Here is a 14,469-nt window from a genome sequence, read left to right on the forward strand (position 1 = left end):
CCATTCGGGTTTCCGTTCTCGACATCAAACAACAGTACAAACTCATATCGGTTTTCGATGGGTTCACTCATAATCATTCACCTTCGCTTGCAATTTCCTCTTTCTTTTTGAAAAACGCCTTCCGCTGGTGGTAATAACCAAGCATGAACATCCCCTGTTCCTCCAGGCTCAGATACGCGGGGAACTCGTTCACTCCCTGCAACGTTTCTTCGATACCCTGGGATATCTTGAATCCCCAGTCTGACCTGGCTATGTGGTGCTGTGCGAGTTTCAGCAGAACAGGGAAGACCACCGCCGGCGTCGCCGACGCGCTGCCGAAATACTTGCTGTTGATCGTGCTCTTCATCTCTCGGTTCGTATCGGCCTGCGCCTTCTCGAGCACTGCAAACAGCCTCCCAAGGCGGTACGGCACGTTCTGGTTCTCTTCATCTAGACTCACGCTAATCATATCCTCCTGTAAATTCGTCAGACCGGCTCTCGCAAGCCGGAGCAGGTAGGCCTTGATAAAGCCCGCCCTGACAGAGTTAATCGACCGCTCAACCTTCGCTCTACTGAGAATCGCACTGTACATCTGAACCGGATAGGGCGTGCCGTTCAGGATCGACCTCATAAGGAGACCGCCGAGGAGTGGCGAGGCCGCTGTATTATCAGAACTTTGTGCAACGGTCTCCTTGAGCAGGCGATATAGTGACACGTATTGTGGATCGTAATCACCTCTGACGATCTCCATGTCCAGATGGTGCCGTGCCGCTCTCGCGATGAAACTGCCAACGGTGTCAACGTGCCAGAACCGCACCGCGAGTCTCGCGTTGTTTGGAGCCAGACCAAGCATGTAGAAATTCGTTTCAGGGTCCACCCCGACATCCTCGATATGGATCTTGCGGCCCGTCCGAACTTTGTCGAGGACATCTCTCATCAGCTCGATCTTCCGCCAGTTCTGCACTCTTGCCGGATCAGAGGAATCCTCATCTGCATTTCCCTCTGTATCCTCATGAGGATCGAAAAAGAAGTTTACAGTCTCCTCGCAGGCGGTACCATTTGTTTCTGCCCAGAATACAACAGTTGTATCGGCAATCCGCATTCGATAGTCCTGACGGGCAAGGAGATAGTTCAGGGTGGTGGTGTACTTGAACACCGACGATTCGCCAACCGGAGCATTAAAACTCTGTTTTTTTCCGTACGAGCAGAATGAATCGTCATTAAAACCGACGAGTGAAGCCCCCGACATTTGAGCGCCGGCAACGCCCTTGAGGTGTTGATGTATGCGGGCTATCGCATCCAGTTCTCCGGTCACAAGACACTGAGCGGTAAAGGTATCGCCGTCTCTATTATTGGAGTGGTACTGCTCCCAGGCCCTCCTCACCGGAGGTTTCGTGTGCAGGAAGACCCCCTCGCATTCGAAGATGCAGCTTCCTCCGCTGAGAAGATCATCCATGTGCTCTACGATCTTCGGATGCCTGGTGAAGGCCTCGGGGTCCCAGGAATCCAGAAAGGCGAAAAGGGCCCGGATGCCGGGATCGTCAAGCGAATCGAATATCTCATGCTGCCGGGCCTTAAAGGCTTCAAAGTAGTCCCGTGAGCGCTGATGAACCACAACGACCTCTTTATCGCTCTCAGCCAGAATCCTGTACTCTGGAGACGGGCCCTCACTGGAAGGGTTCAGGAACTTCTTTTCAAATTCGCTTCGCTTGAATTTCTCAACACCAAAGACATATTTCGCGTTGTCACACAGGACGTAAGGCGCTATGCCTGCTGCACGGGTAGGCTGTAGCGGCACATCCATAACCCGTGGTCGCGGTTTCTTGTCGTCACTCCTGAGATCGACGATATACGACAACTCCCCTTCGGGACTGAGAACCAGCGCAAACGACACCTTTCCACTGCTGTATCCCGGCCGGGAGATCGTTACGTCCTCATCCTCCGCCAGAATGTCGTAATAGCGGCAGAGAGACTGGATGATCATGAGACGCCCCCGAAAGCGAGACAGCGCTGCACATCGATGATGCCGTCCACCATGACCGCACGGTAAAAGATAGCCTTCATATCATCGGCAAAATCGATGTCGTAGAGCATGAACCCGAGATCCTTCTCTCCGGTGTAACAGGACACCGGCATCTCCCCTTCAACGAGTTCGAACCGAACCGGGAACTCGCGGCAGCCGAAATAAGGCCGGTGGAAACACTGCCCCTTCCTCATCCTGCGGAGGGCAACATTGTAGTGTTTCTCGACAGTGTCCTCTGAACCCGCCTTTTCGGTCAGTTCGAAATGCGCTTCAATCCCGTAACAGACATCACGCAACAGCAGAGATGCCCGCTGGACAGCCCCCTGGGACTGATCTTGAAATAAAGCAACATCCTTTCCGCGAAGCGCGCTCTTCACCTTCGCCGCCGGAATCTTACCCCCTCTCTCGTTCCGGCGGATGTTGTCGAACTTTATCGGGTTTAAGACGTGGATCTTATCGATCTTCCAGCAGATGGCAGGTTTCCAATGGATTGCCTCGAGGATGCCCCGTGCAGCCGACGGGGTCATCACATCGTAACTCACCCGCTCCGTCTTCATCTCCGGTCGGGTGAAGCAGGCGTAATCACCCCAGACCTTCAGTCGCACTCCATAGCCAATAGCCGTCACCTCCCTAAACAATCAGTAGTGATCCCTCCCCTCCAATATCTTTTCTATTTATAAGTCCTGTTTCCTCGGAGTATTTGCTCATATCGTTCAGCACATAGAATCTATCGCCGAAAAGAACGATTTCACCTGCGCGCTCCAGTTCCCGGAATTCGTTGGGATAGATATTGATCGTATACCCCTGCAGGCGTCGTGCATACTTCCACGGCGATTCACTGGACCGGAGTTCGTCCACGAGTGTTCTCCCCTCTTCGCCATAGGGAACGACGAGATCTTTCGTTCCCTGCTCGATGATGCTGAACTTCCAGCCGACATCCTCGAACGGGAATGCAAAACTGCCGGCTCCCCTCTCGAATGACCGCAGTATTTCCTCCCGGTCGAGACCTTCGTCGCCCTTATACGAGTAGAGTTTCTGGAAGTAGGTCTCGACGGCCGGAAGGGAGAGCAGGTCGTCATATGTGTCCATGACCATTCGGCCAACTTCTGCCGTGAGCCGCTGCCAGCTCGTGGCCCGGCCGTGCCGCTCGGTTGACCGGAAGACATAGACCTCTCCCCGCTCGGCCTTCCCCTCGCGGTTGCACCGCCCGGCTGCCTGAGCGATAGAATCGACGCCGGCTATCGCCCGGTAGACAACGGGGAAATCGATATTCACGCCGGCCTCGATCAGCTGGGTCGAGACGACACGGCACTCTGCGCCCGCTTTGAGCTGGTCCTTAATCTCCTCCAGTTGCTTCCTTCTGTGGGCAGGGCACATTCTGGCGCTCAGGTGGTAGCACCTGCCGTGTTCCGAGAGTGCGGCATGCAGGTGTTGTGCATGGGCTCTGGTGTTGACGATGCACAGAACCTGGCAGTGCTTTTTTAGCCTCGCAGTGAGTTCCTCGTCGCTCAACGACCCGAGATCGTTCACGCGCACCCGCCGAAACGTCTCGTAGAGTTCTGCAGGCGACCGCATGATCTCGACAGGGCTGACGCTTTCGTCCAGAAGATCACTGAGTTTCGGCTGGGTAGCCGTGCAGATGACGACCGTGGACCCGTAGTTCCGGACAAGTTCGGAGAGGGCCTGGAGACAGGGCTTCAGGTAATCCGTCGGCAGCATCTGGGCTTCGTCGAGTATGATCACGCTCCGGGCAAGGTTGTGGATCTTGCGGCATCTCGACCGTTTGTTCGAGAAGAGCGACTCAAAGAACTGGACGTTCGTCGTCACGGTGATCGGCATATCCCAGTTCTCGGCCGAGAGTTCGAGGAGACGCTTCACGGTATCGACGTCATCACCGGTTACGGCCTTCGGGTCGAAGTTGCTGTGGTGCTCCAGCACGTTCCTGCTCCCGAAGATCTCCCTGAACGTTGCGGCGTTCTGTTCGATGATGCTCGTATAGGGGATTACATAGAAGATCCTCTGTAGATCGTGCTGTTTCAAGTGGTCAAGCGCAAACGCCATGGATGAGAGCGTCTTCCCCCCGCCGGTCGGAACGGTCAGGGTAAACATCTGTGGAGGGAGGGCTGCCTTCTCTCTGCACTGCTCGTAGATCTCCCTCCTTTGCCTGTTGATCGGGGTCTCGTCGGCGTCCGAGAGGAGTGCGGCCATATACGCCTCGAACCTCCGCGACAGGGTCTCGAACGATTCGTAGCGTCCCCGGACAGAGGCCGAGCCGGGGTCCGCAAAACCTTCGGTATCGAGGGAATCCCCATCGACAAGGCACGAGTAGAGCATGCGTGTGAAGAAACCTATTGAGAACCCCGTCTTTTTCTGAACCGGCTGCAGCCCCAGGCGGAAACTCGCAAGATCGGGGATTGAGATCTCATCCCGGTATGCCGAGTAATCCGGCAGAAGTTTATCTCTCAGGCGCTCCTCAAGCCCGCTTTCACTGCTGCCGTAATTCAAGAGGCCACCGTGGTGCCCGGTGATGATATACTCCAGAACGCGGCTCAACTGCCAGTGATACAACCCCCTCGCCTCCCGTGCACCGGCAGTCGAGTGGTCGACCCGCATGTTTGCTCCCTCGAGGCGCCGCTGGAACTCAGGCGAGTACTTCCCGATATCGTGCAGCAGGCCCCCGGCATAGGCAAGGTCACCGGCACCGAAACGATCTGCAAACTCTGAGGCAATATCGGCCACGTTCTGCAGGTGAACTCTAAGCAACTGCCAATCACACTTATCAGGATCGCCCGTAGAGTGGGCATAGTACACGGAGCCCGCCATCTATCTAACAGTTCGATGAAGGGACGATAAATGTAGTCGTTTCGTATTCAACCCCATTCCAGAGAAGCATTTCTCAAAAATCATTGCTCCACCGATTCACCCACCCCGAACTTCCAGAACGTTCTCAGTTACGGCAGCGAGACCATCCTCTCCGCCCACGAGATTCGGGACCCCCACCGCGTCCACTTCTGGGACGCCCTCCTTGCCGCAACGATGATCGAGTCCCGGATCGACACGATCGTCACCGAAGACGCGCACCTCCTGCGCATCCCCGGGATCACGGTCGTCAACCCGTACCGGGAAGGATAAGCGGGCCGCGGGAGCTGCCCCTGCCGTTCGCCCGCTCTACTCCCTCCGGGGGGGCGGTACCGCGTGATTCTCATCATCGAGGACGATGTGCCGGTGATCTTCGAGACCGGCAACCGAAGCAGCGTCTATCGGAAGGGTCATCCGTTAACCCTTTCTGAGGACGGTAGGGACGGGACCCACTTTCAAAAGACTGATGACGCGATGAGCGTAATACTGACATTACCATATGATGAGGGCAGGCGAATGACAGGATACGGATTACCTGAGAAGAGTCGTGAGACCATCGTTGCAATACTTGCCCGGAACGGTGCCGACCGGATCGCAGTCTTCGGCTCTTATGCACGGGGGGAAGCCGGTGCGACGAGCGATGTCGACATCCTGGTCCGGTTTGCCCGACCCAAAAGCCTCTTCCAGCTTGTGCGAATCGAGGACGAACTCAAGCGGGCTCTCGGGAGAGACGTAGATCTTGTCACCGAGAACGCCGTGAGCCCCTATCTTGCCGATGCAATATACAGTGATGCCGTGGTAATTTATGACGCCAGAGGATCCCGCGTATCTCCGCCACATCCTTGATGCCATCATAAGCATCGAGGAGTTCTCCGAAGGAATTTCGTCGGCGGAAGACCTCCGGAACCGCCGGCTGGAACGCGCCGGGATCGAACGCATGCTGACCATCATTGGCGAGGCAGCAAAGATGATCTCGCCGGAGTTACGCGAGGAGCACCCGGAGATTCCCTGGAGGGAGGCAGCGGGGATGCGAGATAGGATCGTCCACCATTACTTCGGCGTGGATTACGATGCGGTATTCCTGACCGTACACGACGATCTCCCGGTGCTTAAGCAGGGAATCCAGTCGATCCTCAATGAGGCCAACCGCAGAAACACCGCCGGCGGAAAATGAGAAAACGTATTCGGTGAGGAAAAGAGGGATGATGCCGGAAACCAAGAGGCTCCCCGACAGCATGGCCCCGTGCGGCGTCTACTGCGGAGCGTGCCCTTCGTTCGGGAAAGGGTGTCGGGGGTGCGGTTCGGAGAACCACAAGCAGCGGCGCACCAGCAAGTGGAACTGCAAGATCCGCCGGTGCTGTTTCGAGGAGAAGGGCCTTGCACTCTGCTCGCAGTGCACGGAATTCCCCTGCAAACTGACCGACAAACTCCAGGGCTCCTACCCTGACAATGAGCGCTTCCGGTACCGCCACGAGATCTACAGAAATCTTCTGGAAATACAGAGACAGGGCCTCGATGCGTGGCTGCTTCGAGAGGAAGAGAAGTGGCGCTGTCCGATGTGCAGGAAAACGATCGTCTTCTACCATTACCGGTGCCCGGCATGCGGGTATGAGCCGGACAGGAAAGAGTGAAGGCAGCAGGTTCCGGGAGAGCGCCCGCGGAACTGCCGTCTCTTTCGGCTTGAGTGAACCATTCAGAACCGTCCAAGCGATACAAACATGCATATGCGAGTGCGGTTATAGAAACGATCATGCCGACCGTCGTGCATGTCGATATCCCGGCAGAGGACCCCGGGCGGGCCAGGAAGTTCTACGAGACACTCTTTCACTGGAAGTTTGAGGCACCTCCGGGTTACGCCGATTACTTCCTGTCTGAGGCGACGGACGAACAGGGAAAGCCGGGTGTGGGACTCGGCCTCGGGAAGCGGGGAGCCCCGGACCAGAAGATCACGGTGTATTTCGATGTCGACTTGATCGCCGACTACCTGCCTCTCGTAGAGCAACTGGGCGGAAAGGTCATGATGCCGTATACACCGGTCCCCGGCTTTGGGGCGCTTGCGGTCTGCACGGATACCGAGAACAATCCCTTCGGCCTCTGGGAGACCCATACCGATTCCCGGGATTGAGGGGGCATCCTACTCCATCTTCCGCACCCGCGACTCCCCCAGCAGGTACCCCGCATACGGGACCCCCGACGCCCCCCGCACCACCCCGTAGCTCACCGCCGCCGTCGCCAGGAAGAGCACCGGGTAAGTCACCCAGTCCGCCCACCCAAGCCCCGACAATGAAGTCCAGGCGGCCGCGCAGGCGGCGATGACGAGGGGGTGGATTAGGTAGATCCCGTAGGAGTGCTCCCCGAAGGACCGGGAGGCACCCGCAGGGCGGCCCCCTGTCCTCTCCAGCCGCCAGGCCGCGAGGACGAGCACGACGATGACCGGGACGTAGTAGAGCGGCTCGATGATCCGGTAGATGCAGAAGACCGCAAGAGAGGAGCCGGAGATGCTCCCGAAGAGGAGGACGGCCGCCATCCACATGCCCCCGAGGAGCAGGGCACCCCCGCCGGCCGCGGCGAGGACCCCCGCGGGGGAGAGGGACCGGACCGCCGACCGGAAGCGGTCCGTATGCCGGGCGACGTAGATCCCGAGGACGAAGTAGAAGAGGTGCGACGGAAAGAAGCGGATCAGCACCGTATACCACTCCGTGCCCGCAAACGCTCCCGTAAGGTGGGCGCCCACGTTCCAGAGGACCTGGAAGAAGAGGAGCGCGAGAAGGAGGAAGAGCGCCGCCCCGCCCCGGTCGAAAGCGTCGTAGCCTCTCGCGATCAGCGGGAAGAGGAGGTAGAGCTGGATGATCAGGACGAAGAACCAGAGGTGGTAGGCGGCGGTCCCGAGGAGGAGGGCTTCTGCCACCGCATCAGGCGCAGGCACGCCGGCGAACCCTATCGTCCCCTCCACCGCCACCATGAGGTAGAGGCCGGAAAAGAAGAGGTAGGGAAGGAGGATCGTCCGGGCCCGGCGCCGGTAGTAGTCCGGGAACGAATACTCGCCAAAATACCGTGCCGCGAGCACCCACCCGGATATGAAGATGAAGACCGGCACGGCAAAGTGGGCGAGGATGTAAACGGTCACGTCCAGGAGGGCGAGCAGGTTCACGCCGGGGACCCGGGTGTAGTTCATGGAGACGTGGACGGCGATCACGGCGAGGGCGGCAAACCCCCGCAGGTACTCGACCTCCTTAAACCAGACCACCGCAGCCACACCTCTCAACCGCCCGCCGGCGGGCACTACACCATTGCGAGGCGGTGCATATGAATTCTCCACCCGGCGGGAGGAGCATGCACGGCGAGCAAGGCTGCAGAGCCGGAGGGGTTGCCGGTCAAGCACTATAATACCAGGAGGCACCACCTATCTGGAGAGGAAAGTCCATGCAGTACTCGGAAGGGCAGGTCGGCAGGGTCTTTACGGTCAGGATCGACGACGGAGAGGATTTCATCAGGGAGATCCAGCGTTTTGTAACGGCAATGAACATCCAGAGCGGCATGATCCACTTTCTCGGAGCCGTGAGATCCGCAAAGATCGTGACGGGGCCGAAGGAACCGGTCTTTCCGCCGACACCAAAGCACGAAGAGATCTTCGGCGGATGGGAACTCCTCGGGTTTGCCACTATCTACCCGGGAGAGGAGGAGCCGTCCATCCACATCCACACGGCGGCGGGGAAGGGAATACGGTCGCTCGCCGGGTGCCTCCGGGAGAAGGCGGAGGTCTACCTGGTCGTCGAGGCGATCGTCACGGAGTTCGTCGGCATCTCCGCTCGAAGGCTCCCGGACGAGAAGACCGGCGTCAACCTGCCGGTCTTCGACCGCGTACTCCCATGACCGCCCAGCCGGAGTTCCTCCCCATGACGATGGAGGAGGCGGGGCGACTCGGCATCGACCGGTTCGATGTCATCCTGATCACCGGCGACGCCTACGTCGACCACCCCTCCTTCGGGACCGCGCTGATCGGGCGGGTGCTCCAGGACGCCGGGTATTCGGTCGGCGTCATCGCCCAGCCCGACTGGCGGCGCGACGCCGACTTCCGGCGCCTGGGCGAGCCCCGGCTCTTCTTCTCGGTCTCGGCCGGGAACGTCGATTCACTGGTGAACGCCTTTACGCCGAACCTGAAGCGCCGGAGTTCGGACGTCTACTCGCCCGGCGGAAGGCTTCTGCGGCCCGACCGGGCGACCCTCGTCTACACCGACCGGGTCCACGCCCTCTTCCCGGCAACACCGGTCGTCATCGGCGGGATCGAGGCGAGCCTCCGGCGCTTCGCCCACTACGACTACTGGTCGGACTCGGTCCGGCAGTCCATCCTCGCCGACGCCCCGGCCGACCTCCTCGTCTTCGGGATGGGCGAGCGCCAGGTGGTCGCGATCGCCAACCGGCTTGCCGCCGGCGAGACAGCACGAACCCTCACCGATATCCCCGGCACCGCCTACCGGGTCGACCTCAAAACGTGGCGGGGCACGGATCATGCCGGGTACGTTGTCCTCCCCGATTACAGGGGGGTGAAAGAGGACCGTTACGCCTACGCACGCGCGTTTGCACTGCACTACAACGAACAGGACCCCTTCCGGGGCCGACCCGTGGCCCAGCCGCACCCGAAGACCGTCGTCATCCAGAACCCGCCGGCGATGCCCCTCTCGTCCGTTGAACTCGACCGGGTCTACGAACTCCCCTACGTACGAAGGGCCCACCCCTCCTACACCGAACCCATACCCGCCCTCGAACCGGTCAGGTTCTCGGTCGTCAGCCACCGGGGATGTTTCGGCGCCTGCTCGTTCTGCGCCCTCACCCACCACCAGGGGCGGATCATCCAGAGCCGGAGCGCGGACTCGATCGTCCGTGAAGTGGAGCGGATGGCGAAGATGCCGGAGTTCACCGGGATCGTCCAGGACGTCGGCGGGCCGACGGCGAACATGTACGGCATCCACTGCGGCCGGTGGGAGACCGACGGCACCTGCCCCGACCGCCGCTGCATCGACTGCCCCGCGCTCGACCGCAGCCACAAGGAGCAGCTCCGCCTGCTCCGGCGCCTCCGCCGGATCCCGGGGGTGAAGCGGGTCTTCATTGCCTCGGGCATCCGCTACGACCTGATCGGTCCGGAGGACCGCGACTATCTCGCCGAGGTCTGCGAACACCACGTCTCCGGGCACCTCAAGGTCGCTCCCGAACACGTCTCGGAACGGGTCTGTGCCTGCATGGGAAAACCCTCCCGCGAGGTCTTTGACGCCTTCAGGAAGCGGTTCGAGGCCCTCCAGAAGGGGAAGCCGGGGCGACAGTACCTCGTCCCCTACTTCATGTCCGGCCATCCCGGGTGCCGGATCGAGGATATGGCCGAACTCGCCGAGTATGTCCGGGACACCGGTCTCTACACCGAGCAGGTCCAGGACTTCACACCGACCCCGATGAGCATATCGACGACCATCTACCATACCGGCCTCGATCCTTTCACCCTCGAGGAGGTCTACGTCCCGAAGGGGAGGGAGAAAAGGGTCCAGCGTGCCCTCATGCACTACCGGGACCCGGAGAACTACGGCCTCGTCTGCGAAGGGCTCCGCGCGGCCGGGAGGGAGGACCTCATCGGGAATGCGTGGCGGTGCCTTGTCCCGGCGAAGAGGGGTGCGGCGAGGAGAAAGGGGCGGAAAAAATAAGGCTATCTTCCCAGGATCGAGCCCGCGGCAAACCCGGCAGCCACCGCGACGGCCCTGCTCGGGATCCGGGGGATCACAAACATCGTCACCGCCAGGGAGACAGCAGTGTTGGCCGTCGTCCCCGGGGTGACGGCGGCATCAAGCGTCCGCATCGTGCAGGAGCGCCATCCGCGGGCGGGAGGCGCCGAGGGAAGCGCGAGCCTCCCGGCAAGATCGCTCGCCGCCTGCATGGCCGTCGACCGCCACTCTCCCACTTCCGTTACTCTCCGCCTGCAGGGCATGATACAGGGTGTGGCTCCGTGTACTACTTATTTTTATGGTCGATCGTATCGGCGAACTGCTCCCGGATCCGGCGCATGCTGTTGCGGTGGCAGAAGGGGCAGAGGGCCTCGAAGTTCCCGAGCGTATGGGACCCGCCGCAGATCGCCGGCTCCCGGAGGTCGAAATGCGTTGCATCGGCACTGAGCGGGGCGTTGCACCCGGCGCACCGGTGGCACTGCCGTTCGAGGACAGCCTGCATGGCCTCGTCCGTGATGTACGCCCCTGGAATAAACGCATCGTCACCATGCGCCGCTACCGGTGCTCCGCGCTCGCTTACCACCCGGAGAAATTATTTTTCCAGATGATTAAGCTTTCGGTAAATCGGCAGGCGGAGAACACGAATATCAGGGCTAACAGAGGGATTCGCACCGCCAGAAAAACGTTAAAAGCGCAATAACGGCCCCATTAGGCATTTAAAACGACGACAAAACTCCCGTTTCGCGAACAGATCCAGGAGAGCGATTCCCCGGAGAACAGCCAAGAGAATGGACGCAAAAACGCCGGAACCGGGGTTGTTCCCGTGAAATAAAGGAAAAATCTATTACTTTGCGACAGAAAATGCATCAACATGGATTACGAGATTACCGGAGACAACCTGCAGATGGTGACCCTCCGCCTCGCCCCCGGCGAGAGCATCTGCGCCGAGGCCGGCGCCATGGTCAACATGAGCGGGAACATGCAGATGACCACCAACATGAAGGGCGGGCTCTTCAAGGGACTCAAACGGATGGTGTCCGGAGAAGGCCTCTTCATGACTGAATTCACCCCGGAGGGTGGGGAGGGGTTCGTCTCCTTCGCCGGGAACGTCCCCGGGAAGATCTTCACGCTCGACCTCGCGGATAGCGAGTTCCTTGCCCAGAAAGACGCCTTTCTCTGCTCCGAACAGGGCATCGACCTCGATATCGCGTTCACGAAGAGGCTCCGGTCGGGCGCCTTCGGCGGCGAGGGGTTCATCCTGCAGCGGCTCTCCGGCAGGGGGAAGGCGTTTCTCCACTGTTGCGGCGATATCATGGAGATGACGCTTGCACCCGGCGAGGTGGTCAGGGTCGAGACGGGCCTCGTCGTCGGGTTCGAGAGCACCATCGACTACAGCATAGCGCTCGCCGGCGGCGTGAAGACCGTATTCTTCGGCGGCGAAGGCCTTTTCCTGACCACGCTGACCGGGCCGGGCCGGGTCATCCTGCAGTCGATGGATATCGCGAAACTCGCGAGCTCCCTGATGCCCTACCTCCCCATCCAGAACTCGTCGGGACGGTAACCTGATAGTCCCTGCCATCTCAAGGGTGTACGAGATGAACCTCGTCATGGTCGTGCACGGTCCCGAGGCCTTCGATGCCGGGGACGTCGAACGGCTGATCGGGCTCCTCTCCCCGCGGGAGGTCCTTGTCGCGGGGGTGATGGCCCGGACCGCCGCCGAGGAGTCAGGGCTCCCGGTCACCTGCACGGACGAGCGGCCGAGTGTAGTCCTCGCCGCCCTCTCCGGACGGGCGTGCCTGGTCAACCGGGGGAAGACCCCGAAGTCCGGGCGGATATTCGGCGAGGTTGTCGCCGGCCGGCTCCCGGGGCTCGTCCACGTCGAGACCTCGAGCGGAACCGTCTATCGCTGGAACCGTGGCGACGAGGGCCTCGCGGAGGAGATCGTCAAGCGGACGGGGTACGCTCTCGTTCACGCAAAGAGCGCCGGCGACCGGCGAGATGGGGTTCGGGAGATCCGCGGGTGTATTCCGGGGGAGGCGGTCTTCGTGAACGGGATCGTCATCGGGACCGCGACGGCGGAGACGGTCATCCTCTCCGGGGAGAACGGAACCCTCAGGGCGGTCTCCGGCCTCGAAGAGAAGCCCCACGGGCTTGAGAAACTCCTCCGGGCGGATCTTTCGGACATCCGCACGGCCTGGTGCAAGAGCGGGCCGGTGCGCTCGACCCCTCCCCGGCAGGGCGAGCGCGCTTCCCGCACGGGCAGGGTCGCGGTCATCGACCACTGCGGCCACACCCTCTACCGCGAGATCGGGGAGGATGTCTGCGGCGTCCTCGCCGTCGGCGACGATACCACCGCCGTCTGCGGACATATCTGCTCGCATTCCGGCATCCCCGTCTTCGGGGTGGTCGACGGAGACGCCGACGCCATCGTAAAGCCCGGGTACGCCCCGGGATCGGTGGTGGTCGAGGTCACCTGCGGGCGCGACGACGACATCGGACGGGAGCTTGCAGCCTCACGAGACCTCGACCCTTCCAGCTGGGAGGAATGGGTGGAGGAGACGCTTTGTATCCTCGCGGGGAGGGTGCGGATCGTCCTCGACCTTCGCGGGGAGTGAGCATGCGCTGCGCCGAATGTAAAGGAAGGGGGTTCTGCGGGCTCGAACGCTGCCCGATCATGAGCAGGTTCTACGCCCAGGTCCCGGTCCGGCAGGGCGACCGCTACCAGGGCTCCGCACCGTCGGTCTTTGTCGGGAGCTACGGCTACCCGAAGGTTGCGGGAGGCCCGCTGATGATCGACGACGCCGATCATCCGCCGGACTGGATTGCGAGAGGGCTCGCGATCGACGATATCGTGGGGCTGCGGGCCCGGACGATACGCGGCGCCGGCGAGGCGAAAGGACTCTCGGGGAATATCCAGGAGATTGCGCTCTCGAACAAGCCGCTCGACGTGGAAGTCCGGTTCGTAAAACCGGTCGCTTTCGACCTCCGGTTCGACGGGACGATCGCCCCCGTCGGGCTCACCGGCGCCATCAAAAAGATGGACGTCCTCGAGAACGCCCGGGTTGACCGGGCGGTCGACCGGGCGACCTCCGACACCGACCTCTCCGCGACCGCCGCCTGCGAACTCCTCAACGCCTCGGGCACCGACGTCTACCGGATCACCCAGCTCCTCACCGCCGGCCTCCTCGGGAACGAGAAGAAGCGGCGCGTCGTCCCCACCCGGTGGGCGATCACGGCGGTCGACGACACGGTCTCAAAGCAGCTCAAGAAGAAGATCGCCCGATATCCGCCGCTCTCCGGGATAGAGGTCTTTTCCGCCTCGCTCTACGGGAACCACATCGTCTGCCTCCTCGTCCCGGGGGACTGGAGGTTCGAGATGATCGAGGTCTGGGGAAAGCAGTCGCTCTGGGGAGACGGAAGCGAGACGATCGCCGTGGACGGCGAAGGCCTCGCCAAATCCGGCTACTCCCCGCTCGCGGGAGCCTACTACTCGGCACGCCTCGCGGTCGCGGAGTATCTGGAGAGCGTGCGCCGCTCGGCAAGGGTGCTCGTCCTCCGAAACGTCACCGGGGAGTACTGGGCGCCGCTCGGCACCTGGGTCGTGCGGGAGGCGACGCGGAACGCCATGCGGGGAGGAAAGACCCCTTGCGCCGATCTTCGGCAGGCAATCGACCTTGCCTCCCGGCTCATCGGGTTCACCCGCTGGCAGCCCCACAGCAGGCTCATCCCGGAACTCGTGACGCAGAAGACGCTGTTTGACTTCTAGGTTCTTTTGGCGCCTTAATCTGGCCATCCCCCCCCACTTGGAAGTAGGGGTGCTGAACCCTGCTGGCCCCCGGGATCGGCCTTTCCTCGACAAATCCCCCTGCAGTGGACCGTGGGGGCTATCGCCATTGGGGG

The 14,469-nt window shown here is 61.1% G+C and carries 15 protein-coding genes; 9 read left to right on the forward strand and 6 right to left on the reverse strand.

Annotated features, from left to right (window positions below):
* Positions 1 to 73: 73 nt before the first annotated feature.
* Genes cas8c through cas3 form a run of 3 tightly spaced genes read right to left on the reverse strand, consistent with a single transcriptional unit; the run spans position 74 to position 4,825 of the window.
* On the reverse strand, positions 74 to 1,963 hold the full coding sequence (gene cas8c, locus BRA62_RS02385; RefSeq protein ID WP_292364526.1) for a type I-C CRISPR-associated protein Cas8c/Csd1: 1,890 nt from the start codon (positions 1,961 to 1,963) through the stop codon (positions 74 to 76).
* Positions 1,960 to 2,607 carry a type I-C CRISPR-associated protein Cas5c gene (gene cas5c / locus BRA62_RS02390; protein ID WP_292364527.1) on the reverse strand — a complete coding sequence of 216 codons (648 nt, stop codon included), beginning with the start codon at positions 2,605 to 2,607 and terminating at the stop codon, positions 1,960 to 1,962. The genes cas8c and cas5c overlap by 4 nt, the downstream gene beginning before the upstream one ends.
* Positions 2,608 to 2,632: 25 nt before the next feature.
* The gene (gene cas3, locus BRA62_RS02395) at positions 2,633 to 4,825 is read right to left on the reverse strand and encodes a CRISPR-associated helicase Cas3' (protein ID WP_292364528.1); all 2,193 of its coding nucleotides are present in this window, start codon (positions 4,823 to 4,825) and stop codon (positions 2,633 to 2,635) included.
* A gap of 372 nt (positions 4,826 to 5,197) precedes the next feature.
* Between cas3 and mntA the strand changes: the two genes are divergently transcribed.
* From mntA to BRA62_RS02420, 4 genes are all read left to right on the forward strand, one after another.
* Positions 5,198 to 5,707 carry a type VII toxin-antitoxin system MntA family adenylyltransferase antitoxin gene (gene mntA / locus BRA62_RS02405; RefSeq protein ID WP_292364529.1) on the forward strand — a complete coding sequence of 170 codons (510 nt, stop codon included), beginning with the start codon at positions 5,198 to 5,200 and terminating at the stop codon, positions 5,705 to 5,707.
* Positions 5,667 to 6,035 (forward strand): DUF86 domain-containing protein, encoded by a 369-nt coding sequence (locus tag BRA62_RS02410; protein WP_292364530.1) that lies wholly within the window; start codon positions 5,667 to 5,669, stop codon positions 6,033 to 6,035. Before mntA ends, BRA62_RS02410 begins: the two co-directional genes overlap by 41 nt.
* Positions 6,036 to 6,063: 28 nt before the next feature.
* A complete protein-coding gene (locus BRA62_RS02415; RefSeq protein WP_292364532.1) occupies positions 6,064 to 6,492 on the forward strand; it encodes a DUF3795 domain-containing protein in 429 nt (142 codons plus the stop codon).
* A gap of 119 nt (positions 6,493 to 6,611) precedes the next feature.
* The gene (locus BRA62_RS02420) at positions 6,612 to 6,986 is read left to right on the forward strand and encodes a VOC family protein (protein ID WP_292364533.1); all 375 of its coding nucleotides are present in this window, start codon (positions 6,612 to 6,614) and stop codon (positions 6,984 to 6,986) included.
* A gap of 9 nt (positions 6,987 to 6,995) precedes the next feature.
* Here BRA62_RS02420 and BRA62_RS02425 read toward each other — a convergent pair whose 3' ends face one another.
* Entirely contained in the window at positions 6,996 to 8,108 is a 1,113-nt protein-coding gene (locus BRA62_RS02425; RefSeq protein WP_292364534.1) for an acyltransferase, read from the reverse strand.
* Positions 8,109 to 8,284: 176 nt separating this feature from the next.
* Between BRA62_RS02425 and BRA62_RS02430 the strand changes: the two genes are divergently transcribed.
* Together BRA62_RS02430 and BRA62_RS02435 are read left to right on the forward strand one after the other, a co-directional pair.
* Positions 8,285 to 8,734, forward strand: a complete 450-nt coding sequence (locus tag BRA62_RS02430; RefSeq protein ID WP_292364535.1) for a PPC domain-containing DNA-binding protein — start codon at positions 8,285 to 8,287, stop codon at positions 8,732 to 8,734.
* Positions 8,731 to 10,551, forward strand: a complete 1,821-nt coding sequence (locus BRA62_RS02435) for a YgiQ family radical SAM protein (RefSeq protein WP_292364537.1) — start codon at positions 8,731 to 8,733, stop codon at positions 10,549 to 10,551. Before BRA62_RS02430 ends, BRA62_RS02435 begins: the two co-directional genes overlap by 4 nt.
* Before the next feature lie 2 nt (positions 10,552 to 10,553).
* Here BRA62_RS02435 and BRA62_RS02440 read toward each other — a convergent pair whose 3' ends face one another.
* Together BRA62_RS02440 and BRA62_RS02445 are read right to left on the reverse strand one after the other, a co-directional pair.
* Complete coding sequence (locus BRA62_RS02440; RefSeq protein WP_292364538.1) at positions 10,554 to 10,805, reverse strand: hypothetical protein; 252 nt, start codon at positions 10,803 to 10,805, stop codon at positions 10,554 to 10,556.
* Between the two features lie 50 nt (positions 10,806 to 10,855).
* A complete protein-coding gene (locus tag BRA62_RS02445) occupies positions 10,856 to 11,152 on the reverse strand; it encodes an HNH endonuclease (RefSeq protein WP_292364539.1) in 297 nt (98 codons plus the stop codon).
* Between the two features lie 288 nt (positions 11,153 to 11,440).
* Between BRA62_RS02445 and BRA62_RS02450 the strand changes: the two genes are divergently transcribed.
* Genes BRA62_RS02450 through BRA62_RS02460 form a run of 3 tightly spaced genes read left to right on the forward strand, consistent with a single transcriptional unit; the run spans position 11,441 to position 14,335 of the window.
* Positions 11,441 to 12,130 (forward strand): TIGR00266 family protein, encoded by a 690-nt coding sequence (locus BRA62_RS02450; protein WP_292364540.1) that lies wholly within the window; start codon positions 11,441 to 11,443, stop codon positions 12,128 to 12,130.
* A 34-nt stretch (positions 12,131 to 12,164) separates the two neighbouring features.
* On the forward strand, positions 12,165 to 13,184 hold the full coding sequence (locus tag BRA62_RS02455; protein ID WP_292364541.1) for a DUF2117 domain-containing protein: 1,020 nt from the start codon (positions 12,165 to 12,167) through the stop codon (positions 13,182 to 13,184).
* 2 nt (positions 13,185 to 13,186) lie between these two features.
* Complete coding sequence (locus tag BRA62_RS02460; protein WP_292364542.1) at positions 13,187 to 14,335, forward strand: hypothetical protein; 1,149 nt, start codon at positions 13,187 to 13,189, stop codon at positions 14,333 to 14,335.
* Positions 14,336 to 14,469: the final 134 nt, after the last annotated feature.

The sequence above is a fragment of the Methanoculleus sp. UBA208 genome, from assembly GCF_002498065.1.
GTDB lineage: Archaea > Halobacteriota > Methanomicrobia > Methanomicrobiales > Methanoculleaceae > Methanoculleus.

Excerpts from the sequence above, each read along its gene's own strand:
- BRA62_RS02435 (WP_292364537.1), top strand. The coding sequence starts at position 8,731 with ATGACCGCCCAGCCGGAGTTCCTCCCCATGACGATGGAGGAGGCGGGG.
- BRA62_RS02430 (WP_292364535.1), top strand. The coding sequence starts at position 8,285 with ATGCAGTACTCGGAAGGGCAGGTCGGCAGGGTCTTTACGGTCAGGATC.
- cas3 (WP_292364528.1), bottom strand. The coding sequence starts at position 4,825 with ATGGCGGGCTCCGTGTACTATGCCCACTCTACGGGCGATCCTGATAAG.
- BRA62_RS02450 (WP_292364540.1), top strand. The coding sequence starts at position 11,441 with ATGGATTACGAGATTACCGGAGACAACCTGCAGATGGTGACCCTCCGC.
- BRA62_RS02415 (WP_292364532.1), top strand. The coding sequence starts at position 6,064 with ATGATGCCGGAAACCAAGAGGCTCCCCGACAGCATGGCCCCGTGCGGC.
- cas8c (WP_292364526.1), bottom strand. The coding sequence starts at position 1,963 with ATGATCATCCAGTCTCTCTGCCGCTATTACGACATTCTGGCGGAGGAT.
- BRA62_RS02455 (WP_292364541.1), top strand. The coding sequence starts at position 12,165 with ATGAACCTCGTCATGGTCGTGCACGGTCCCGAGGCCTTCGATGCCGGG.
- BRA62_RS02460 (WP_292364542.1), top strand. The coding sequence starts at position 13,187 with ATGCGCTGCGCCGAATGTAAAGGAAGGGGGTTCTGCGGGCTCGAACGC.
- BRA62_RS02410 (WP_292364530.1), top strand. The coding sequence starts at position 5,667 with ATGACGCCAGAGGATCCCGCGTATCTCCGCCACATCCTTGATGCCATC.
- BRA62_RS02420 (WP_292364533.1), top strand. The coding sequence starts at position 6,612 with ATGCCGACCGTCGTGCATGTCGATATCCCGGCAGAGGACCCCGGGCGG.